We start from the raw sequence: 22,339 nt of genomic DNA, 5'->3' as shown, positions 1-22,339 counted from the left end.
CGCTACGCCTGCTTGTATTCCTCGTGCCGGTAGCTGCCGTGGCGGTAGGCACGGCTGCCGTTGTAGCGGCGGCTGAAGTCCATCCCGTTGAAGAGCACCCCGTTGATCGATGCGCCGGCCTGCACCAGCCGTCGAATGCTCTCGTTCAGTTCTCCAAGCTGGCTCTTGCCGGCGCGCGTCACGAGCAGGACGACGCCGCACGCCGAGGCCACTGCCGATGCATCCGCCGCGACCAGCACCGGTGCGACATCGACGACCACGAGGTCGTAGGACGAAGAGAGCGTCTCGAGCGTGTGGGTGAAGGACTCCGACTCCAGCATGTCGGCCGCCATCTCGGGCAGCCTGCCTGTGGTCAGCACGTCCAGGTTGGGCCGCACCTGCTCGCGAACGGCCTGTTGCGCGTCGACGTCGCCGGCGACCAGTTCGGCCAATCCGCCTTCCCTGGGAAGGTCGAAGGCGCCGCTGAGATCGCCCTTGCGCAGGTCGGCATCGATCAGGAGCACCCGCTTGCCGGATTGCGCCAGCAGCGTCGCGAAGTTGCTCGCGATGAAGCTCTTGCCGACGCCGGGCGTGGCACCGGTGACCAGGATGCGATTGTTGGGTGCATCCGCCATGGTGAGCCTGAGGCCGACGCGCAAGGTGCGCAAGGCCTCGATGGAGGCGCTGTGCGGATGGGCATCGGCCAGCAGGGAGCCCGACTCGGTCCTGCCGTTGCGCCGCCGCTCGAGAAGCGACTGCTCGGGGCTGTGGGGCACGACCGCATGGACGTCCAGACCGGTGTGATCCTCGATCTCGCCCGGGTTGTGAATGCCCGGCTTCAGCCGCGTGCGCAATATCGCGAGCGCCGGCCCCACCAGGGCACCCAGCACCAGCGCGAAGGCGAGGACCAGGGTCTTCTGCGGCTTGACGGGCACCTTGGACACGGCGGCCTTGTCCAGCAGGCGCACGTTGCCGATCTTTCCTTCCTTGGCCAGTTGCATCTGCAGGATGTTGTTCTGCATGGCCTGGTACAGCGTGCTGTTGACGCGCACGTCGCGCTCCAGCCGCAACGCGTCGCGCTCCACATTCGGCATGCCGGAGACGCGCGAATTGAGTGCGTTGAGTTCGCCCTGGACCGCCGCGATCTGCTGGTTCAGCAGCTGCATGCGAGGGCTCTGGTCGGTGAAGTTCATCTGCGCGTCGCGACGGCGTTGCTGCAAATCGAGCAGGCTGGTCTGGAGGTCGGACGTCTTCTTCAGCCAGACCTTGGCTTCCTCGTCGAAGTCGACGGTGCCGTTCTTGTTGCGAAAGCGCGCAAAGGCATCCTCCGCGCCCTGGAGCTGGCGCTGGAACACCGGCAATTGCGACTTGAGGAACGCGAGTGTCTTCTCGGCTTCCGCCGACTTGCGATCCATGTTCTGTCGAACGTACTGCTCGCCAATCGCATTGAGGATGCGCGCGAGGCGAATGCGATCGGTGTCTTCGAGGGTGACGCCGATGACGTTCGACTGCCGGCCCTGTTCACTCAGTTGCAGACGCTCCTGCAGGCGCTCGATGGCGCGTAGCCGCGATGCCACGGAGACGGTGTATTCGGCGCCGGGCTTGCCCGCGAGTTCGCCGATGCGGATCTCGAGGACGCCGTCGGGCAGCGTCTGGCGCAGGGGCTGTCCGACCACGCCCTCGAGCGGCGCATCGAGCAGCTCGTGGCGCACCGTGAATTTCCCGTCGCCCCGCGCGGTGATGATGAAAGGCTCCGTGTCCTCCAGTGAAGGCGGCACATCGAAGCGCGTCACCTGGATGCGCTCGGCGCCAGACACATAGCCACCCAGACCCAGGATGCCGGGGTCGGACAGTCCGACCGTGCGACGGGAAAGCCACTGGCCGATCCCCGGCAGATAACGCGGCTGCGCGCTGATCTGCAGATCGGTCTCTTCTGCTGCTGCGTTCAGGACCATTCGGGATGCGAGCACCTGGATCTCGCCGGTCGCCGGTGTCTTGACTTCGAACAGGCCGGGTTTTTCGCTGACAAGATTCTTGCTGTCGGGCGCGGAGTCTTCGATCTGCAACAGCAGGTTGGCACGATAGACGGGCGTGGCCACCGTCACGTAGACCAGGCCGATGAGCAGGGCCAATGCGATGGTGGAGACGATCAGCCACTTGTGGTCGATCAGGATGTCCCTGTACTCCGAGAGGCGCGGCTCGTCTTCCGCGTCGATCATCGGAATGCCTGGCCCGGAAACTGCGAGCGGACGCTGTTGAGTGCCGGGCGTCGAGATAGTGAGGGATTGGCGCATTCCGAGATAACAGCAGAAATCGTGCCGCTTGTCTGTGCGCGTAAGCGTTTCGGCGCGGTGTCTTACGACTTCTCACGTCTATGTAAACCGCGCGACGAACTTGTCACTAACATGGTCTCCACACGTATGAACCTCGATCTCAAGGCGTCACGAGCCCATCTCGCTGCCGCTGCGTTGCTGACATCCGCGTCGAGCATGGGGTCGATGACCGCACGGGCAGCCGACGAACCAGGTCTTGCCGCGAATCGCGACAGGCCCTGGGGCGTGGCGCCATCGGCGGCGCTGTCCTACAACCCCGAGCCCTGGCTGCCTGCGATGGCGGAAGCAGGCATCACGACCGTGCGTGGCTTCCAGTCGACGCCCGACGTCGACGGATTGACGCCCATCACCGCGGCCGGCATGTCGGCCGTTGGTTTTCTGCAATGGAGTTCCGGCCCCGTCTTCACGCTGCCGGTGAACGACCTGCGTGGTTGGCACCGGTACGTGACTGCGCAGGTCAGGCGCTACAAGGGCCGCGTCAAGTACTGGGAAGTGTGGAACGAGCCGCCCAACTTCACGGCCGACCAGTCGCCCTTGTCCTACGCGAAGGTGGTGGCTGTTGCCTTCGATGCGGCGAAGGCCGTTGATCCGACCGTGCAGATCGGCCTCGCCGCCAAGAGCAACCACGTCAACTTTCTGGCCGAAAGCATCGCGGCCGGGGCCGCGGGCAAGTACGACTTCGTGACCCTGCACCCCTACGAAGTGGCGTCGCTGCTGCCTCAAGGCTGGGAAGGGCAGTTCATGGCGATCGCGCCCCGCGTGCGCGAGATGCTGCGGGAGAAGGATCCCGCGAAGGCCGCAGTGCCGGTGTGGTTCACCGAGATCGGCTTCAACGCCGCGACACCCGCCGCGGATGGCGTCGGACCGCAACGACAAAGCGACGCGCTCGCGAAGATCTACACGATGGCCTTCGCCCAGGGCGTGGCGCGCACCTACTGGTTCGACCCGAGCGACAGCGAAGGCCTGACGATGGGCTTAACGACCGTCGACGGCACGAAGCGGCCCGCCTGGTACGCGCTGCGCAGCCTGAACACCTACCTGGGCGCGCGGCCCCGTTATGTCGGTTGGACGCAACCCGGCAATGCCTACTACGGCTTCGTCTTCAAAGGTCCGCAAGGCGTGGTGTTGTCGGCGTGGACGCGGCCCGCGCAACCGGCGGTGCTCGCGTTGGCGTCCGACGTCACGGTGGTCGACCCGCGCACCGGTGCGACCACCACGAGCCGCACACCGACGCTCACCGATGCGCCTGCGATCCTTGTCGCGCCGGCTGGCTCGGCACAAGCCGAACAATGGCTGACCGAAGCCGCTGCCAGCAACGGCAAGGCGTTTCCATGGAACGGTGACCACAGTGCTTCGGCGTCGGTGCAGCTGACGGCGGGCGCGATGCCGCAGGGCGTCTTCATGAAAGACGCACCCGCGGCCACCGTGGCGAACAACACGCCCGAGTTCAATCTCGAAGGCCGTACCGGCCCCTGCTTTGCGGTGGACCCCACGTTCCTGCCGTTGTATGGGGCCGCGCCGATTCGCATCACCGTCGTGCTGCGCGGGCATGGGCACGGCGACCCCGGCTTCAATCTCCGGTACGAATCGGACGCGTTGATCGCCTCTGGCGACGGGAACGGCCTGGTGCCGACGAGCGAGGGCTGGTTCCATGTTGCCGGAACCGCCTTCCACCAGAAGACATGGACCGTGCCCAACGCCCGTTTCGTCGGGCTATACGGCTACAACTTCTGCCTCGATTCCGACGGCACCGCGCACTCGCAGTACAGCATCCGGCAGGTGACCGTGAGCCGGTGAGATCCGGTTCGGGCGCGAATTGCGGGCCGCGCGGGAGGCAGGGTGCTCGAAGTGCTGTGCTATCTTTCCCCGCCATGAATCGCCCCTTGCGCCACCTCTCGTTCGTTGCGGCGCTGCTCGCCGCCGCTGCAACCCATCCCCTGCATGCCGCCGAGCTTTCGCCGGCCGGGGCCACCCAATACGCGCAGGCCACCTTCCGCGATTACTTCGAACTCCTGGCGCTGCCCAACGACGCCATCGTGCCGGCCGATATCCGCAAGAACGTCGAGTGGCTCGAAGCGGCTTTCCGCAAGCGCGGCTTCACGACGACGCAACTGGCCAACGACGGCAAGCCCATGCTCTTCGCGGAGTTGCCCGGCAGCGACCCGAAGCGCAAGACCGTGCTTTTCTACATGCACCTCGACGGCCAGCCGGTCATCCCCGAGCAGTGGCAACAGAAAAGCCCGTGGCAACCGGTGCTCAAGCGCAAGACGGCAAAGGGCGAGTGGGAAGAGATCGACTCGGCACAGCTCTTCAGCGGCCCGGTCGATCCGGAATGGCGCGTGTTCGGGCGATCCTCGGCCGACGACAAGGCGCCGATCATGATGTTCCTGGCGGCGATGGACGCCCTGAAGGCGAGTGGCGACAAGCTGGGCGTCAACGTCAAGGTGGTGCTCGACAGCGAGGAAGAAAAAGGCTCGCCCTCGATCGGCAAGGTCATGCTCGCGCACCGCGACCTGCTGCGCAGCGACGCGATCGTGATCCACGACGGTCCGATGCACGCCACCAATCGGCCCACGCTGATCTTCGGCAACCGCGGCGCGGCGATGGGGCGGATCACCGTCTATGGCGCCAAGGTGTCGCTTCACAGCGGCCACTACGGCAACTACTCGCCGAACCCGGCGCAGCGCCTGGCCACGCTGCTCGCTTCGATGAAGGACGACACGGGCCGCGTGCTGATTCCGGGCTATTACGACCATGTGAAGCTCGGCGATGCCGAGCGCAAGATCATGGCGGCCGTGCCGGACGACGAGGCCGCGCTGAAGAAGCGCCTGGGCATTGCGCGGACGGACCAGGTCGGCGCGAACTACCAGGAGGCGATGCAGTACCCCTCGCTCAACGTGCGGGGCATGTCGTCGGCGGCGGTGGGCGACAAGGCCGCCAACATCGTGCCCGACCAGGCGGTGGCGGAACTCGATCTGCGCACCACGCCCGATTCGAACGCGGTCTATCTCGGCAAGCTGGTCGAGACCCACATCGAGAAGCAGGGCTACCACCTCGTGAAGGGCGCGCCCACCGACGACGATCGCAGCCGCTACGAGAAGCTGGCGAGCTTTGCGATGCAGACCGAAGGCGGGGATGCGGCGGGCACGCCGATGGATTCAGCGGTCGGCCAGTGGGCCTATGCGTCGATGGTCGATGCCTTCGGCGCCAAGCCCGAACCGGTCCGCATCCGCATGATGGGCGGCACCGTGCCCACGGCCGAGATCGTGGGGGCATTGCAGGTTCCGTTTGCGATCGTGCCGCTGGTCAATTCGGACAACAACCAGCATGCGAGCAACGAGAACATGCGGATGGGCAACTACATCGACGGGGTGCGGACCATCTACAGCCTGATCACGCACCCGTTCGTGGCGAACTGAACCGCCGCGCGTCTAGCCGCCGCATTTGGGCGCGCAGACGAGGTGGTTCTTGCCGAGAAAGCGTCGCGAAGTCATCGCGGTGCGAAGGGTGAACTTGCCGCACTTGAAGCACGACATCATCGATTCGGCGCGGGGGGTGGTGATGATGGAGCCCGGCGCCTTCTTGACGTAGCGCAGGCCATCCTTGGTGAGTTGGGTATCCGACATAGAGGGGCGAGATTTTACCCGGGAACAAAGCGATACATGTCGCGCCACGGATGGCGCGCCCATGTCAGCCGCGTTCGCCGTCCTCGCCGCTCGTGAACGCCCCGACATGGCTGTTGCGCAATTCGCGCTTGAGGAGCTTGCCACTGGGGTTCTTCGGCAACGCATCGACGAAGACCACGCGCTTGGGTGACTTGAAGCTCGCGAGGTGCTGCGCGCAATGGTTCATGACCTGCGCCTCGTCCAGCGCATGCCCCGGCTTGGCCACCACGACCGCCAGCACGCCTTCCACCCAGCGCGGATGCGGAACCCCCACCACCGCGACCTCGCTGATGCCGGCCAGGCGATAGATGGCTTCCTCGACCTCGCGGCTGGCGACGTTCTCCCCGCCGGTCTTGATCATGTCCTTCTTGCGATCGACCACGCTCAGGTAGCCTTCGTCGTCGAGGATGCCGAGGTCGCCGGAGTGGAACCAGCCGCCCTCGAACGCGGCGGCGGTCCGTGCCTCGTCGTGGTAGTAGCCGAGCATCAGGTGCGGCGACCGGTGGACGATCTCGCCCACCTCGCCGACGGCGACGTCGCGCATCTGGTCGTCGACGACGCGCGTTTCCACGTTCAGCACCGGCCGGCCGGCGGAGCCCGCCTTGCGCAATTGGTCATCGGGTCCGAGCATGGTGGCGAGCGGCGCGATCTCGGTCTGTCCGTAGAGGTTCCAGAGCCGCACGGCAGGCAGGCGTGCGGCGAGTTCGCGCAGCACCTCGACCGGCATGATCGACGCGCCGTAGTAGCCCTTCTTGAGCGACCGAAGGTCGACCTGCTCGAACAGCGGCGATCGGAGCAGGCCGATCCAGACCGTCGGCGGCGCGAAGAAGGACTGGATGCCGTGTCGCGCCAGCATCGGCAGCAGGTTCTCCGGCGTCGGCTTGGCGGTGATGACGTTGGTCGCGCCCACGTAGATGCACGGCCCGAGGAACACGTCGAGCTGCGCGCAGTGATAGAGGGGCAGTGCGTGGAGCGTCAGGTCGCCCGTCGCGATCTCGGCATCGACCACGCAGCTCACGTACTCCGCGATCACGGCGTCGTGCGTGAGCATCGCGCCCTTGGGGGCGGATTCGGTGCCGCTCGTGTAGACGATCTGTGCCAGCTCGCTGCCGTTCAGGTCGACCTCGGGGGGCTCGGCCTGCATCGCGATCAGCGCGTCGAATCGCGTCATGCCTTCGGGCGCATCGGTCGGGTCCTCGGAAGGCAGCCAGACGAACTCGCCCACGGCGGTGTCGAGCGCCGCCGCGTCGCGCGCCAGCGCGGCGAGTCCGCTGTCGGTCGCGAGCATGCGCGCACCGGCGTGCCGGAGGATGTAGGCGACTTCCTCCGCCTTGAGCATGAAGTTGATGGGCACGAGCACAGCGCCAAGCCGGGCGAGGGCAAAACGCAATGCGACGAAGGCGTGCGAGTTGCGCGCGAGCACCGCGACACGATCGCCCGCCACGATGCCGCGCCCTGAAAGCGCGCCCGCCAGGCGGTTGACGATGGCGTCGAGCTCGGCATAGGTCCAGCGGGTGTCCCCGCACACGATGGCCAGCTTCGAAGGAAACCGGCGCGCACTGCGCCTGACGAGGTCGGCCAGCGTCTGGCGACGTGCGATCGAATTCATGGGTGTCTCCTTGTTCATGTGAAAACGAATCCTATAGAACTAATGCCGCTCTTTTGCCAGCCCGGGGTCGCGTGAATATCGCTTGATTTCACGCGGTTTTGCACAGATTCAACGCGTGGGCTGACTTAGGATGTCGCAACGGAGACTCGTTATCAATGGAAACGGAAATTCAATCCCAAGACGGCGACCTGGCAGGTTGGGCCGGACAACTTTCGATGGTCACGGCCGACGCCGACATGCGCGGCTGCGCGCATCTGGAGCGCTCCATCGGGACGCTGCTTCGCGTCGTGCGCGAGCAGCTCAACCTCGAAGTGGTCTTCGTCGGCGAATTCGTCGGGGGCGCGCGCGTTTTCCGCCACGTGTCGGCGAAGTCGAAGGATCCCGTCGTCAAGGCCGGGCAGTCGCACCCGCTGGACATGACCATTTGCAAGCGCATCGTCGACGGGCGGATGCCGCGCCTGATGAAGAGCGTCGCCCAGGAACGAGCGCGCTACCAGCTGCCCGAGTACTACGAGGTGCTGGGCGGCCACATCGGCGTGCCCGTGCAATTCGCGGACGGCAACCTCTACGGTGTGCTCTGCGGCTTCAGTTTCACCGAATGCACGCATCTCGATGACCGCGATGTGCGGCGCCTGGAGATGGCGGCGGGCGCTGCGGCGCGCCTGCTGGCCCAGGCGGAGGGCCACGACGTCGACCGCTCACTCGACCCGCTGAACTGACGGGATCGGCGGGCTGCCGCCGTTCATGCCGCGGCGCCTGCATCCAGCCGCAGGCCGCTGGCCGCATCGAACAGATGCACCGCGCCTCTTTTCGGCCGCAGGTGCAGCACATCGCCCGGCGCCATGCTCAGGCGCTCGTGGAACAGGGCGATCACCGGTGTTTCGCCCAGGCGCAGGCTGAGTTGCGTCTCGGACCCCAGCGGCTCGACCAGTTGCACCTGCGCCGCCACGCCTTCGCCGGCTTTGCAGATCTCGAAGTGCTCGGGCCGGATGCCGCAGATGGCCTCAAGTCCCCCGAATGGCAGGGTGGCCGCGGGCGGCAGCGGCAACAGGGCGCCCGCAGCCGCAAAACCCTCTGAAGTACAGCGACCGGGGATGAAGTTCATCGCCGGCGAACCGATGAAGCCGGCCACGAACTGGTTGGCGGGGCGGTCGAAGAGTTCGAGCGGCGAACCGACCTGCTCGACCCGGCCCGCGTTCAGCACCACGATGCGGTCGGCCATTGTCATCGCCTCGACCTGGTCGTGCGTGACGTAGACCGTGGTGGTCTTGAGCCGTTGGTGCAAGCCCTTGATCTCGCCACGCATGACGATGCGCAACTTCGCATCGAGATTGGACAGTGGCTCGTCGAACAGGAACACCTGCGGATCGCGCACGATGGCGCGTCCCATCGCGACGCGCTGGCGCTGGCCGCCGGAGAGCTGGCGCGGATAGCGCTCGAGCAGTTGCGCGAGCCCCAGGATGTCTGCGGCCCAGCGCACGCGTTCGGCAATCTCCGATTTCGGCCGGCCGCGGTGCTCCAGCGAGAAGCCCATGTTGGCCGCCACCGTCATGTGCGGATAGAGCGCGTAGTTCTGGAACACCATCGCGATGTCGCGGTCCTTGGGGTCCAGGTCGGTCACGTCGCGTCCGCCGATGTGGATGCGGCCGTGCGTGACGGCCTCCAGCCCGGCGATCATGCGCAGCAAGGTCGACTTTCCGCAGCCCGAAGGTCCCACGAGCGCCACGAACTCGCCGTCGTGGATGTGCAGGTCCAGCCCGTGGATGACCTGGACGGCGCCAAAGCGCTTCTGGATGCGGGAGAGTAGGACTTCTGCCATGAATGGGAGGTTGGATGAGCGCCCTCAGCCCTTGAGCCCCGTGTGGGCCAGGCCCTCGACGAACTGCTTCTGCGCCAGCACGAAGACGATCAGCACCGGCAAGGCCGTGAGCGTCGCCGCGGCCAACTGGATGTTCCACATCGGCCCACCATAGGTATCGGTGTACTGCGTGAGCGCCTGCGGCAGCGTGAACTTGGACGGCGTCGACAGGAACACGATCGGCTCCAGGTACAGGTTCCAGCTGTGCAGGAAGGTGAAGATCGCCACCGACGCCAAGGCCGGCTTTGCGAGCGGCAGCGCGATGGTGCGAAAGATCTTGAAGCGGCCGAGGCCGTCCACCCGCGCGGCTTCTTCGAGCTCCTGCGGCAGCGCGATGAAGAACTGGCGCATCACGAAGGTCGCGAACACGCTGGGTGCGCCGAAGACCGGTATCAGCACGAGCGGCCAGTGCGTATTGACCCAGCCGAGCTTCAGGAACATCCGGAACAGCGGCACGATGGTCACTTCCGACGGAATCAGCAGGCCGGTGAGCACGACGATGAACAAGGCGTTGGCACCTGGGAAGCGAATGCGCGCGAAGGCATAGCCGGCCATCGACGAGATCGTGAGTGTGGCCGTGGTCACGACGGCCGCGATCCAGGCCGAGTTCCAGTATTGCTGCGCGAAGGGCTGGACCGTGAACACCTGCTTGTAGGTGCTCCAGTCCGGATGCGTCGGAAAGAGCTGCGGCGGAAACACGAAGATGTCGCTGATCGGCTTCAGCGACGAAGTCACCATCCACCAGGTCGGGAACACGAAGGGGATCAGCAGCACGCACAGCAGCCCGTACAGCGCGACCTTCATGCGCGGCGAGATCTCACTGTTCATGGAAGACGAACTTCTTGCGCATTTGCCATTGGGCCAGCGTCAGCAGCGCCACGATCGCGAACAGCACGATCGCCAGCGTCGAGCCATAGCCGAAGCGATGGAACTGGAAGGTCTGCTGGTAGAGGTAGTACACCAGCACGGTGGTCGACAGGCCCGGCCCGCCCTGCGTGAGCACCGCGATCTGCGCGAACACCTGCAGCGAGCCGACGATCGTGATGATCGATGTCAGCATGATCGTCGGGCTGATGAGCGGCAGCGTGATGCGGCGGAACTGCTTGAAGCGCGGGGCGCCATCGATGCGCGCAGCCTCGTAGAGTTCGCGCGGCACGCCCTGCAGCGCGGCAAGGAACAACACCATGTTGAGCCCCACGTTCTTGAACACCTGCACCACGATCACCGACAGCATGGCGGTGCCGGGTGTGCGCAGCCAGTTCGGCCCTTCGATGCCCACCAGCCTGAGCATGCCGTTGATGCCGCCGTTGTGCTGCAGCAGGAAGCCCCAGACGATGGTCCAGGCCACCAGGGAGACGACCACCGGCGAGAAGAAGAGCGTGCGGAACGCGGTGATGCCGGCGAGCTTCTGGTTCAGCAGCACGGCCAGCAGCAGGGCCAGGCTCATGTTCAGCACCACCAGGCCTGCCGAGAACAGCGCCGAGGACAGCAGCACGCTGGGCAGGTTGGGGTCGCTCAGCAACTGCTCATAGTTCCGGAAACCGCTGTAGTTGAAGGTGTTGGCCAGCACGTTCCACTCGTGCAGCGAATACCAGAACACCAGGACCAGCGGCGCGAGCACGAACACGACCGTGCCCGCCAGTTGCGGCGCCGCGAACAGCAGGCCCGCCACGCTGTCGCGCCGCGCGATCGTCCAGAACGGCCGTGGCGTGGGGGCGGGGTCGGGTGTGCGAAGCATCGTGTGCCGTTCGTCGGGAACTTGCAGCGTCCTACTGCGCGAGCAGCGGTTCGATCTGCGCGCAGATCGCGCGCGTCGCGGCCGGGATGTCGGCCTTCGGTTGCCACACCGCATCGAGCCCGGAGCGCACCGTCTGCTGCAGGCGCGCGAAATCCGTGTGTGCCGGCATCACCTTGCCGTTCGCGATGCCCGACACCACGACCTTGTCGAGTTGGGCGGGCGAGAGCAGGGCGTTGGTCTTTCCGAGCACTTCGGCATTGAGCAGCGACTTGCGCGCGGAGGGGAAGAACTGCGCCAGCTTGGCCGAATTTTCCGGATTGGTCATGTAGCCGACGAAGGCGGTCGCCATCGCCGCGTCCTTGGCCGCCTTGAGCACGCCGATGCCGGCCTGTCCGACGATCGCGTAGTCGCCCGCCGGGCCCTTGGGCAGCGGCACCAGGTCCCAGTCGAAGCGCTTGTCCTTGGGCAGCAGCGATGCACGGCTGATCTGCGTGATCGTCATGGCGGCATCGCCGGCAAAGAAGTCGACGTTCTGGCCCGGCCCGGGGATCGCCTTCTTCACGAACACTGCGTCGTGGATGAAGCCCAGCGCGTCGACCATCGGCTTGTCGGCGAAAGTGCAGCGCTTGCCGTCGGCACTCCATGGCGCCGCGCCCCAGGCGTTCCAGACCGAGGACAGGTACTGCCAGGCCTGGTAGTTGAAGTCGCGCACCACCAGTCCGCCCTTGCCGCCTTGCGCCACGGCCTGCGCCGTCGCGATCGCGTTGGGCCAGGTCCATTGCCCGGCGGCGATGAGTTCCGCGGGTGTCTTGGCGCCGGCCTTGCGGATGAGGTCGTTGTTGACGAACACGGCGAAGGGCGAGGTCGAGAAGGGATAGGCGTAAAGCACGCCGTCCTTCGACCAGCGCTCGGCGGCGGACGGGCTGATCTCGCCCAGGTCGTAGCCCGGCGTGGCGGCGAGCGCCTTGGTCAGCGGGACGAGGGCGCCAGAGTTGACGAAGTCGTACGCGCTGGTCTCGAAGATCCAGGCCATGTCGGGCGCGTTGCCGCCGGCGATCTGCGTGGTCAGCGCCGTGGTGTAGTTCTCGAAGGGCAGGGACTCGAAGCTGACCGTGACATCGGGATGTTCCTTCTTGAAGCCCTCGGCGATGCCGTTGAAGAGCTTCAGGTGCGCCTCGTTGGCGCTCCAGATGGTCATGCGCAATTTGGTCTCGGCCGACGCGACGGTTGCGAGGGCCAGCGACAGGCCAAGGCCGGCGGCGATGGCGCGGAGGGTGACGGACTTCTTGCGTTGGAACATGGGGGTCTCCTCGGTCTTGTCTGCGAACTGTCGATGGGGGCGGTGATTCAGTTGGCTCAGTAGGCGCGCACGTCGGGCCAGCGCGTCTCCACGCCGGCACGCGCCAACAGGGCCAGGAAGGCGGCGAGTCGCGTGTCGTCGGCCTGCACCTGGTGCGGCAGGGTGTCGTTGTCGAGGCAATGCGCGGCCAACATGCCGGCCACTTCGCCCACGTTCCATTCGACGGGGTGCAGCCGGTAGCAGCCGTTGGTGATGTGCGTGGTCGCGATGTTCTTGCCGCCGGCGATCAGGTTCGTCATGCGGCGCGGCAGCAGGGCGCCGAGCGGGATCTCGAAGGGGCAGGAGGGCACGTCGATGTAGTTGTCGCCGCCCGTCGAAGGATGCAGGTCGATGCGGTACATGCCCACGCCGACGCTGTCGCGGTAGCGCACCGCGCCCTGGTCGCCGCGCACGGCATGCGAGAGATGCTGCTCGACGATGCGCGTCACACCGAGGATGCGCCGACCTTCGCGGATGTAGGGCGCCATCGCCAGGCCGTGCGTCGTACCGGTGACGTCGCCGCGCAGGCGCAGCCCCGGGAAGCCCGCGCCGCCGTCGGCACGCGGCGCCTCGGTCTGCAGCCAGTAGAAGACGGAGTGCGACAACTCGGCCGCGGACTGCAGGTGCCGCGCCTTCTCGGCCTCGGACACATCGAGGATCGAGCCCTCCATGTAGTCGATCATGGGCCAGTTGACCAGGCAGATGTCCGAGGCATAGGCACCCGGCACGAAGTTGCGCCGCGCCGCGATGCGCCTGAAGGTCCACAGGTTCTGGTCGCCGCCGCTCTTGCGCTGGTCGGCATCGACGAGCAGAGGATCGTCGTCCGGGTTGGGCGTGAACGAGCGCTCGGTGATCTCCAGCGTGCGTGGATTCGGCGCCTTGAAGCCCAGCAGCGGCCCGCCCCAGAAGTGCGGCTGGTAGGTGCGCCAGAAGTCGTAGTTGCGCGGCTTGTCGATGGTGTGGTCGCCGTCGACGTGGTCGATCGCGAAGCAGATCGACACGGCCTGCACGTTCTGCGGCTGGGCTTCGGCCGGCGCACTCGGCTCGCCCGTGTCGCCCTGGCTCTCGAAGCCGATGACGTACTCGCAGCCGGCCAGCGGCAGCAGGTCGCCGAGTTCGGTCGCGTCGATCACGAAGGCAGCCTCGACCGCGATCTCGTCGCCGGTGTCGCGATGCCGCAGCGTCACCGCGCGCACCTTGTCGCCCTGCGTGTCGGCTGCGACAGGGCGGTAGGGTTGCAGCACCGTCAGCCGTCCGGCACCGCGATGGGGTGCCAGCATGGCCTCGAGCACTGCCAGGCCGACGCGTGGCTCCGCGCAGATGCGGCTGACCCAGCCCGCACCCGGATTGAGTTCGTCCCAGGCGCGGCTTGCCGCCGTCAGGGGGTAGTGGTCACGGTAGTAGCGTCGAATGCCGTCGCGCAGCGCGCGATAGCGGCGGGTGATGCCGAAGCGTTCCACCCAGCTGTGCTCGTCCGGTGGCACGGCCTGGCTCGTGAGCTGGCCGCCGAGCCAGTCGTATTCCTCGCTCATCACCACCGTGCGTCCGGCCTCCAGCGCGCCCAGCGCGGCGGCCACGCCGCCGAGGCCGCCGCCGACCACGAGGATGTCCGTCTTCATTTCTCTCATGCTGTGTCGTTCCATGGGGTGAGTTCAGTGCGACTTCGCGGGGCCTAGGGTCTCGCCGCGGATCGGCTCGCAGGGCAGCAGCACCTGCTGCACCGCTTGCGCCATGCCGCCTTCGACGCGGCGCACGAGCATGGCCGTGGCCTGGCGGCCCATCTCTTCGCGCGGAACGAGGAACGAGGCGAATCGCGTTCCGCTGCCTTCCGTGCGGATGTGCGAGCCCAGCGCCACGACCGACAGATCGTCCGGCAGGGCCAGTCCGCGCGCCTTGGCTGCGCGCTCGAGGCGCACCGCGTCGGCCAGTTCCACACAGAAGGCCGCGGTCGCGCCGCTGGCGAGCAGTGCGTCAAGCAGTTCGCCATCGTCGGCGGGTGTGTCCGCCAGTTGCAGGGCGAGTTCCAGGTCGGCGCCGAGTGCAGCGGTGAAGCCCGTCCAGCGGTCGAGCGGCGATTCGGCCGGGCCGGTCGGTCCGAGATAGGCCAGCCGCCGATGTCCCAGCTCGCGGGCCTGCCGCACGAGCGCGCCGGTGGCCGTTGCATAGTCGCCGCCGACGAAGGGCACGGGGCCGCCGGCGTCCTCGCGGCGGCCGATCGCGACGAAGGGATAGTCGCCGGCCACCAGCCGCGCGAGTTCGGTCCGGTCGAACGTCTTGCCCAGCACGATGCATCCGTCGGCGATGCGCAGCCGGCCTTCCTCGGCGAATATCTTCCGTTGCGCGCCTTCGCCGGCACCGGTGAGGAGCAGCAGGTCGTAGCCACGCGCCTGTGCTTCCTCCTCGATGCCGAAAAGGAAGGGCAGGAAGAAGTCGGCGTGCGCATTCGGAAAAGCCGGCTCGTAGGTGAACACGCCCAGGATCCGGTTCGAACCCCTGGCCATGCGGCGGGCGATCGGGTCGGGCACGTAGCCTGTTTCGCGAATGATCTTCTGCACACGGTCGCGGGTCTCCGGCGGGATTCGCGCCAGCGCGTTGGCGGCGCCATTCAGCACCAGGGACACCGTCGCCTGGCTCACGCCGGCGAGCTTGGCGATGTCTTGCTGGGTCAGGCGGCGGGCAACCATTTGCTTTGCTGATACGTATTACTTGATTGGTAATGCGCATTATCAGCAAGGTTTCGGAAAATTCCACGCGACGTGTGGGAGGGATTTCCCCAAGCCTGCGGTCGCTGGACGACGGGCCGAGGGAGCTGCCCGCGCGGCGGGTGGCGGTTGCGAATCGACCGCATCGCAGGCACGATGTTGTGCGCACCGAGAGTGCCCCGCCTGCTGGAGCGCCCGTCCATGTTCTTCCTCTGGCCCGATCTGCTCTGGCTCCTGCCTGGGCTGCCGTTGCTTCCGGCGGCCTATGTCTGGATCCTGCGCCGTCGGAGGAAGACGGCCTTGCGCTACAGCAGTCTGGGCATCGTCCGCGCGGCTTCCGCGGGTCGCGCTTGGCGGCAGCACCTCCCTCCGGCCCTGTTGTTGCTCGCGTGCGCGGGGTTGCTGCTTGCAGCGGCCCGGCCCGTGGCGCGCGTGCCGCTGCCATGGGCAAGGTCCTCGATCATGCTGGCCATCGATGTCTCGCTCAGCATGCGCGTCGCGGACGTCAAGCCGAGCCGTATCGTGGCGGCGCAGGAGGCGGCGAAGTCATTCCTGCGCGAACTGCCGAAGAACATCGAAGTCGGTCTCGTCACGTTCGCCGGCAGCAGCCAGGTCGCCCAGCGCGCGACGCTGGACCGCGAGTCGCTGATTGCGAGCATCGACGGCTTCCAGATGCAGATGGGCACCGCGGTGGGCAACGCGATCGTGCAGTGCCTGGCCGAGCTGTTTCCGGAGCAGGGCATCGAACTCGCCGACCTGACCTTCAGCGGCAGGCCGCGCGCGCGGAGCCTGGACGAGCGAGCGAAGCCGCCTCCGATGCAGATCACGCCGGTGGCACCGGGCTCGTACGACTCGGCGGCGATCATCCTGCTGAGCGATGGCCGCCGCACCACCGGGGTCGACACGCTGGAAGCCGCGAAGATGGCAGCCGATCGGGGTGTCCGCATTTACGTGGTGGGGCTGGGCACGGTGGATGGCGACGCCGCCATGCCGGACGGCATGGCGATCTACATGCAGCTCGACGAACCGACGCTGCGGGAAGTGGCGCGCATGACCGGCGGCGAGTACCACCATGCAGGCACCGCGGAGATGCTGCGCAGCGTCTACGAAAAACTGGGCTCGCGCCTGCAGGTGCAGACGCGGGACACCGAACTTACCGGACCGCTGACGCTGGTTTCCGCGCTCATCGCGGTGACCGCGGCGCTGCTGTCGCTGTTCTGGTTCGGCCGGATCAACTGAGCGCCTTCACCCGCGCTTCGCGCGCCGGCGGCGCACCGCGCTCGCCAGGTCCTCCAGCACCGGAACTGTCTGCGCGAAGCCGATGCAGGCATCCGTGATCGAGACGCCGTGCTTGAGCGGCACGCCGGGGACCAGATCCTGCCGGCCTTCCTCCAGATGACTTTCGATCATGACGCCGGTGATGCGCGCGTCGCCCGCGGCGATCTGCCCGGCGACGTCGTGCGCCACCGGGATCTGCCGCTGGTGCTGTTTGCTGCTGTTGCCGTGCGAGACGTCGATCATGACCTGCTCCGTCAGGCCATTGGCACGCAGGGCCGCGCAGCTCGCCGCCACATCCTCGGCCGAATAGTTCGGCGACTTTCCGCCGCGAAGGATCACGTGGCAGTCGTCGTTGCCGCGGGTCTCGAAGATCGCCGCCATCCCCATCTTGGTCATGCCCATGAAGGCGTGCGGCGCCCTCGCGGCAAGGATGGCGTCGGCCGCCACCTTGATGCTCCCGTCGGTCCCGTTCTTGAAGCCGACGGGGCAACTGAGCCCGGAGGCGAGCTGGCGATGGCTCTGGCTTTCGGTGGTGCGGGCGCCGATGGCGCCCCAGGCGATCAGGTCGGCAATGAACTGGGGGCTCAGCAGGTCGAGAAACTCGGTGCCCGTCGGAAGGCCCAGCAGCGTCAGTTCCCGCAGCAGGCGTCGCGCGCGCTCGAGGCCTTCGTTGATCGCGAAGCTGCCGTCCAGGTGCGGGTCGTTGATGTAGCCCTTCCAGCCCACGGTCGTGCGCGGCTTCTCGAAATAGGTGCGCATGACGACCAGCAGATCGTCGCCCAGGTCGTCGGCCACCTTTTTCAGGCGGTGGGCATATTCGATGGCCTGGTCGTGGTCGTGGATCGAGCAGGGGCCGACCACGACGATCAACCGGTCGTCGCGACCGTGCAGGACGTTGGCGATCGCCGCGCGGCTTTGCTCGACCAGCGCGAGCGTGTCGTCAAGCACCGGAACCCGCTCCTGCAGGAGAGCCGGCGTCATCAGTGGCCGGACTGCGCCGATCCGGACGTCGTCGATGCGGGTGGTGTCGATCGTGCTGTCGCGTGAACCGATCTCGGCATCGTGGAGGGGGTCGTCGAGCTTCGGCATGGCGGTGGGCGTGGAATGAGGAACCCGCCATTTTCCTTCAGCGGATGCGCATCGGGCAGAGGAAAGCGCCATTGGCGCCGCAGTCGCTCGATAATTCCGACAGATCGAAAAGCTTCAAGGAGCCGCATCTCCATGCTTCCCACGACGCATTACGCGAAAAGCGGTGGAGTCAACATCGCCTACCAGGTGATCGGCGATGGCCCGCTGGACCTCGTGGTGGTGCCGGGGTGGGTGTCGAACATCGACGTCTTCTGGGAAGAGCCGGCGCTCAACCGGATGCTGACGCGGCTGGCGTCGTTCTCCCGGGTCATCCTCTTCGACAAGAGAGGAACGGGTCTGTCGGATCGCGTCAGCGACATGCCCTCCCTCGAAGTCCGCATGGACGACGTGCGCGCGGTGATGGACGCCGCCGGCTCGCAGCGCGCCGCCTTGTACGGCTATTCGGAGGGCGGGGCGATGTGTGCGCTTTTCGCCGCCACCTACCCGGACCGCGCCTCCGCGCTCATCATGTGCGGCTCTTTCGCAAGGCGCGCGAGCGCACCGGACTACCCCTGGGGCCAGACCAGGGAGCAACTGCTCGATGTGGCGGCACAGGTGGAGCGCGACTGGGGCGGGGCCGTCGGCATCGAGACGCGGTGGCCGAGCCATGCGCAGGACGAGCGCTGCCGTCGCTGGTGGGCTCGGTGGCTGCGCTCCAGCGCGAGCCCTGCCGCGGCGGCGGGCGTCCTGCGCATGAACATCGACATCGACATACGCCATGTGCTGCCCGCCGTGCGGGTGCCGACCTTGCTGCTGCACAGCCGGAACGATCACGTCATCGACTTCGGCGCGAGCCAGTACATGAGCGAGCGCATCGCCGGGGCGAAGCTGGTCGAACTGCATGGCATCGATCACCTCCCGTGGGGCTGCGACAGCGAAATCATCCTCGACGAGATCGAGGAATTCCTCACCGGCGCCCGGCTCGGCGTCGAGGCCGACCGGCTCCTGGTCACTGTCCTGTTCACCGACATCGTGAAGTCCACCGAACGTGCGGCCCAACTCGGCGACCGTGGCTGGCACGATCTCCTGGAGAGCCACCACGCGCTGGTTAGGCGGGAACTGGAGCGCTACCGGGGCCGTGAGATCGATACGGCCGGTGACGGATTCCTCGCCACATTCGATGGGCCGGCGCGCGCAGTACGTTGCGCCTGCGCCATATCGCGGGAGGTGCGCTCCCTTGGACTGGAGATCCGCGCGGGGCTTCATACGGGGGAGTGCGAGGTACTGGGCAACAAGCTGGCGGGTATTGCCGTGCACACCGGCGCGCGCGTCGCGACGCACGCGCAACCGAGCGAGGTGCTTGTTTCAAGCACCGTCAAGGACCTGGTCGCGGGCTCCGGCCTGTCGTTCCACGACCGGGGCACGCAACGCTTGAAGGGAATCCCCGACGAGTGGCGGCTGTTCGCCGTCGAACAATAGGCGCGTTGCCGCGGAGCGCCCCTTGGGGACGCCGAATTACCAGGTCACGCCGTAGTAGTCGTTGACGCGACGGTTGTAGTCGGCGTTGTAGTCCGGCACTTCCTCCTGGGCGTAGCGCGGCGCGCCTTCCAGCATGTTCTTGTCGATCGGCACGACGTAGCCGTCCATCGACGTGTCGTACTTCAGCATGTTCCAGGGCAGCGGATAGCGGTCCGTGCCCATGCCGAGGAAGCCGCCGAATTCGAGAACGGCGTAGCGCACCTGCCCGGACATCTTGTCGATCATGAGGTCGTCGATCGAGCCGAGCTTGTCCCCGGCGTTGTTGTAGACGGACGTGCCTTCGACGCGTTCGGACGAGATGACGTTGCTAGTGGACCCGACAGTTGCGGTGGTCATTTGCATGCTCCTTGGTGGATGATGACTCAGGTATCGCGCCGCCAGGGGCTCGCCGCGATCAGGCTCGGCGCCCTCCGTCTGTAGGTCTGTGCCGGCCCGGCGCGACCTGCAAGCCGGCCCATCCCGGGGCACTCAATGGCGCTTGAAATACTGCACTTCGCGCTCGTGCTGGCGCGCCTGCTCCAGCGTGTCGAAGGTTCCGAGATTGCGGCGCTTGCCAGTCTTCTCGTCGGTCTTTCGCGAGTAGAGGCGGTATTGGCCGGAAGCCAGTTTGCGGATCATGGAGATACCTCCTGTCGGGATGCGCGTGATCGCGTCACCCAACATTGATCCCTTGGCGGCCCAGCGCGTGTGGGACGTATCCGATCCGTTTGCCGGTGTGCTTCGGACGGACGCGCATCCGGGCGGATGGGCGTCCGCGCGGCCCGGATACGTAATTCCCCTCAGGTCAGAGTCAGAGTCCGATCAGCCTCGCGGCAAGAACATCGAATCGCACCCGGCATCCCGCCAGTCAAGGGATTCCGGGCGCCCGGCATCACAGAAGTGGGGGGCCCCACCACCGGAGACAAACCCTTCACTCGCTATGAACAGAAATCTGCTTCGAGGTCTATTCCTCATCGCGATCGCGCTGGCCTTCGGCCTGCAGGCGCTTCGCTATCCCATCGGGGACTTCAGCCGGGCAGGACCCGGATTGTTTCCCGTCGTAGTCAGTTCGCTGCTGCTCCTCGTCGGCATCGTCACCGTGGTCCGATCGTTCTTCGTCGACCCCGTGAAGATGAACCTGAACTTCCGGAACATCGCGATCATCATGGCGAGCCTCTGCGGACTGGCGGTCATTTCGACGTACGTGAACATGATCGCCGGGATCATCTTCCTGGTGTTCTGTTCCACCTTGGCCGGCAGCTCCTATTCCTGGATCCGCAACGTGAAGATCTCCGCCGGCCTCCTCACGATGGCGTTTGTCCTCCAGAAGTTCCTCGGTCTCAACCTGCCGCTCTACTGACATGGACGCCCTCAACAACCTGGCGTTCGGCTTCTCGCACGCCCTGACCATTCATAACCTTCTCTACTGTGCCATCGGCTGTGTCGTCGGCACGCTCGTCGGCCTGCTGCCCGGCCTGGGCCCCCTGGCCACGATCAGCCTGCTGCTGCCGCTGACCTATTCGATTCCCACCACCGGCGCGCTGATCATGCTGGCCGGCATCTACTATGGTGCGCAGTACGGGGACAGCGTGAGCGCGATCACGATGAAGATCCCGCATGCCAGCAGCATCGTGGCCTGCATAGACGGCTACCAGATGACGCTGAAGGGGAAAACCGGGCTCGCGCTTTTCACGGCGGGGGTCTCCAGCTTTATCGGCGGCAGCGTCGCCATCCTGGTGCTGACCTTCCTGGCGCCGACGCTCGGCGAGGTGGCCTTCCTGTTCGGCCCGGCGGACTACTGCGCCATGATGCTGGTTGGCTTCATGTGCGTGAGCTTCGTCACCACCGGCAGCCTGCTCAACGGGCTGGCCATGTCCATGGTGGGCGTGCTTCTCGGCCAGATCGGCACCGACGTGAACAGCGGCCTGGCACGCTTCACGCTGGACCTGCCGTTCCTGGTGGACGGCGTGGGCGTCGTGAGCATCGCGCTCGGTTGCTTCGGCATTGCCGAAGTCACGAAGAACCTGGACTCGCGGGAAGAGCGCTCTCCCTTCAACGGCAAGATCAAGCTCATGCCGACGTGGCCGGAATTCAAGCGCATCATCCCCAGCGCCCTGCGCGGCAGCGTGGTCGGCTCCTTCCTGGGCATCCTGCCCGGCGGCGGCCCCACCATTGCCCAGTTCGCCGCCTATGCGATCGACAAGAAGCTCAGCAAGTACAAGCACGAGATCGGCACCGGCTGCATCGAGGGCGTGGCCGGACAGGCCGCCGCCGACGAAGCGGCTGCCCGCACCAGCTTCATCCCGCTGATGAGCATCGGCATTCCCGAGAACGCCGTGATGGCACTGATGCTGGCCGCCTTCATCATCAAGGGCATCCAGCCCGGACCGAACATGATTGCCGCCCATCCCGAACTGTTCTGGGGCCTGGTCGCCAGCATGTGGGTGGGCAACGTCTTCCTGCTCGTGCTGAACGTGCCGCTGGTGCGCTACTGGCTGTCGGTGTTCAAGATCCCGTACAGCGTGCTTTTCCCGTCGATCCTGTTCTTCTGCTGCATCGGCACCTACAGCGTGAACAACAGCATGGAGGACGTCTACATCACGGCCGCGTTCGGCTTCATGGGCTACATGTTCATGCGACTGGAACTGGACCCGTCCCCACTGATGCTCGGCTTCATCCTCGGCCCCATGCTGGAAGAAAACTTCCGCCGTGCACTGCTGTTGAGCCGCGGGAGCTTCACCACCTTCTTCAACCGCCCGATCGCCGGCAGCCTGATGGCCCTGATCGGCGTCTTCGTCACCTGGCAGCTCGTCGCCTTCGTGCTCCAGGTGCGAAAGAAGAATGCGCTCCGGCGGCAAGGCGGCGACGGCCAGCCCCCTCTCGAGGAAGCGCCGGCTTCCTGATTGCCGATGTTCGAAGTCACCGACGAAGTCCGGGCCCTTGCCAAGGTCGAGTTCGGGCAGGGCCCGCCGTCGGCGGCTTTCCGCCGCCTGGCCGAGCGCCTCGACCTCCAGAGGCCCGACCTCGCCTGGGTGGCCTCCGAAGTCTTCGACAACATGCGCGTGACCGACCTCCAGGCCATCTGGCAATGGGACCTGGCCCAGGAAGGAGAGGGCCACTCCGACAAGGAGTTGGACAGCCTGCTGTCGCACCTGTGCATCCGCATGCGCCCCGCCCTCCCGTCCTGACCAGCGGCGGAGGCATCCGACCGGCGAAGCCAGGTCGCGTTCGGAAAATACCGCGGATCCGGCT

General features: G+C 66.3%; 20 protein-coding genes. 8 read left to right on the top strand and 12 right to left on the bottom strand.

Annotated features, from left to right (window positions below; all coding sequences use genetic code 11):
- Positions 1-2: 2 nt before the first annotated feature.
- Positions 3-2,198: a polysaccharide biosynthesis tyrosine autokinase gene (locus tag ACSFBL_RS26490; RefSeq protein WP_435518803.1), complete on the bottom strand. Its 2,196-nt coding sequence runs from the start codon at positions 2,196-2,198 to the stop codon at positions 3-5.
- 186 nt (positions 2,199-2,384) lie between these two features.
- On the opposite strand from ACSFBL_RS26490, the gene ACSFBL_RS26485 reads away from it, so the two are divergent.
- Both ACSFBL_RS26485 and ACSFBL_RS26480 read left to right on the top strand, forming a co-directional pair.
- Positions 2,385-4,109, top strand: coding sequence for a hypothetical protein (locus ACSFBL_RS26485; protein ID WP_435518802.1), 1,725 nt, complete (start codon positions 2,385-2,387; stop codon positions 4,107-4,109).
- 74 nt (positions 4,110-4,183) lie between these two features.
- Complete coding sequence (locus tag ACSFBL_RS26480) at positions 4,184-5,731, top strand: M20/M25/M40 family metallo-hydrolase (protein ID WP_435518801.1); 1,548 nt, start codon at positions 4,184-4,186, stop codon at positions 5,729-5,731.
- A gap of 12 nt (positions 5,732-5,743) precedes the next feature.
- On the opposite strand, the gene ACSFBL_RS26475 is transcribed toward ACSFBL_RS26480, so the two are convergent.
- On the bottom strand, positions 5,744-5,938 hold the full coding sequence (locus tag ACSFBL_RS26475) for a hypothetical protein (protein WP_435518800.1): 195 nt from the start codon (positions 5,936-5,938) through the stop codon (positions 5,744-5,746).
- A gap of 64 nt (positions 5,939-6,002) precedes the next feature.
- Positions 6,003-7,586, bottom strand: a complete 1,584-nt coding sequence (locus ACSFBL_RS26470) for an acyl-CoA synthetase (protein WP_435518799.1) — start codon at positions 7,584-7,586, stop codon at positions 6,003-6,005.
- Between the two features lie 215 nt (positions 7,587-7,801).
- Here ACSFBL_RS26470 and ACSFBL_RS26465 point away from each other — a divergent pair, with 215 nt between their 5' ends.
- On the top strand, positions 7,802-8,305 hold the full coding sequence (locus ACSFBL_RS26465) for a GAF domain-containing protein (protein ID WP_435518798.1): 504 nt from the start codon (positions 7,802-7,804) through the stop codon (positions 8,303-8,305).
- A 23-nt stretch (positions 8,306-8,328) separates the two neighbouring features.
- Here ACSFBL_RS26465 and ACSFBL_RS26460 read toward each other — a convergent pair whose 3' ends face one another.
- Genes ACSFBL_RS26460 through ACSFBL_RS26435 form a run of 6 tightly spaced genes read right to left on the bottom strand, consistent with a single transcriptional unit; the run spans position 8,329 to position 15,205 of the window.
- Positions 8,329-9,405, bottom strand: coding sequence for an ABC transporter ATP-binding protein (locus tag ACSFBL_RS26460; RefSeq protein ID WP_435518797.1), 1,077 nt, complete (start codon positions 9,403-9,405; stop codon positions 8,329-8,331).
- 24 nt (positions 9,406-9,429) lie between these two features.
- Positions 9,430-10,272 carry a carbohydrate ABC transporter permease gene (locus tag ACSFBL_RS26455; protein ID WP_435518796.1) on the bottom strand — a complete coding sequence of 281 codons (843 nt, stop codon included), beginning with the start codon at positions 10,270-10,272 and terminating at the stop codon, positions 9,430-9,432.
- Complete coding sequence (locus tag ACSFBL_RS26450; protein WP_435518795.1) at positions 10,262-11,182, bottom strand: carbohydrate ABC transporter permease; 921 nt, start codon at positions 11,180-11,182, stop codon at positions 10,262-10,264. Before ACSFBL_RS26450 ends, ACSFBL_RS26455 begins: the two co-directional genes overlap by 11 nt.
- 31 nt (positions 11,183-11,213) lie before the next feature.
- Entirely contained in the window at positions 11,214-12,482 is a 1,269-nt protein-coding gene (locus ACSFBL_RS26445) for an ABC transporter substrate-binding protein (protein ID WP_435518794.1), read from the bottom strand.
- A gap of 56 nt (positions 12,483-12,538) precedes the next feature.
- Positions 12,539-14,149: an FAD-dependent oxidoreductase gene (locus tag ACSFBL_RS26440; RefSeq protein WP_435518793.1), complete on the bottom strand. Its 1,611-nt coding sequence runs from the start codon at positions 14,147-14,149 to the stop codon at positions 12,539-12,541.
- Between the two features lie 24 nt (positions 14,150-14,173).
- Entirely contained in the window at positions 14,174-15,205 is a 1,032-nt protein-coding gene (locus ACSFBL_RS26435; protein ID WP_435518792.1) for a LacI family DNA-binding transcriptional regulator, read from the bottom strand.
- 219 nt (positions 15,206-15,424) lie between these two features.
- On the opposite strand from ACSFBL_RS26435, the gene ACSFBL_RS26430 reads away from it, so the two are divergent.
- Positions 15,425-16,462, top strand: a complete 1,038-nt coding sequence (locus tag ACSFBL_RS26430) for a VWA domain-containing protein (RefSeq protein ID WP_435518791.1) — start codon at positions 15,425-15,427, stop codon at positions 16,460-16,462.
- 6 nt (positions 16,463-16,468) lie between these two features.
- Here the strand turns inward: ACSFBL_RS26430 and ACSFBL_RS26425 are convergent, their stop codons facing one another.
- The gene (locus ACSFBL_RS26425; protein WP_435518790.1) at positions 16,469-17,590 is read right to left on the bottom strand and encodes a 3-deoxy-7-phosphoheptulonate synthase; all 1,122 of its coding nucleotides are present in this window, start codon (positions 17,588-17,590) and stop codon (positions 16,469-16,471) included.
- A 132-nt stretch (positions 17,591-17,722) separates the two neighbouring features.
- Here ACSFBL_RS26425 and ACSFBL_RS26420 point away from each other — a divergent pair, with 132 nt between their 5' ends.
- Positions 17,723-19,048 (top strand): adenylate/guanylate cyclase domain-containing protein, encoded by a 1,326-nt coding sequence (locus ACSFBL_RS26420; RefSeq protein WP_435518789.1) that lies wholly within the window; start codon positions 17,723-17,725, stop codon positions 19,046-19,048.
- A 36-nt stretch (positions 19,049-19,084) separates the two neighbouring features.
- Here ACSFBL_RS26420 and ACSFBL_RS26415 read toward each other — a convergent pair whose 3' ends face one another.
- Both ACSFBL_RS26415 and ACSFBL_RS26410 read right to left on the bottom strand, forming a co-directional pair.
- Positions 19,085-19,444, bottom strand: coding sequence for a PRC-barrel domain-containing protein (locus tag ACSFBL_RS26415; RefSeq protein WP_435518788.1), 360 nt, complete (start codon positions 19,442-19,444; stop codon positions 19,085-19,087).
- Between the two features lie 132 nt (positions 19,445-19,576).
- On the bottom strand, positions 19,577-19,726 hold the full coding sequence (locus ACSFBL_RS26410; protein WP_435518787.1) for a hypothetical protein: 150 nt from the start codon (positions 19,724-19,726) through the stop codon (positions 19,577-19,579).
- Positions 19,727-20,027: 301 nt separating this feature from the next.
- Between ACSFBL_RS26410 and ACSFBL_RS26405 the strand changes: the two genes are divergently transcribed.
- The 3 genes from ACSFBL_RS26405 to ACSFBL_RS26395 are packed head-to-tail and all read left to right on the top strand — an operon-like array spanning position 20,028 to position 22,275.
- The gene (locus ACSFBL_RS26405; protein WP_435518786.1) at positions 20,028-20,447 is read left to right on the top strand and encodes a tripartite tricarboxylate transporter TctB family protein; all 420 of its coding nucleotides are present in this window, start codon (positions 20,028-20,030) and stop codon (positions 20,445-20,447) included.
- A gap of 1 nt (position 20,448) precedes the next feature.
- Complete coding sequence (locus ACSFBL_RS26400) at positions 20,449-21,990, top strand: tripartite tricarboxylate transporter permease (RefSeq protein ID WP_435518785.1); 1,542 nt, start codon at positions 20,449-20,451, stop codon at positions 21,988-21,990.
- A 6-nt stretch (positions 21,991-21,996) separates the two neighbouring features.
- Complete coding sequence (locus tag ACSFBL_RS26395) at positions 21,997-22,275, top strand: hypothetical protein (RefSeq protein WP_435518784.1); 279 nt, start codon at positions 21,997-21,999, stop codon at positions 22,273-22,275.
- Positions 22,276-22,339 lie beyond the last annotated feature (64 nt).

This window comes from Variovorax glacialis, assembly GCF_051216375.1.
Classification (GTDB): Bacteria; Pseudomonadota; Gammaproteobacteria; order Burkholderiales; family Burkholderiaceae_C; genus Variovorax.
This window is presented reverse-complemented; position numbering and strand designations above follow the sequence as displayed.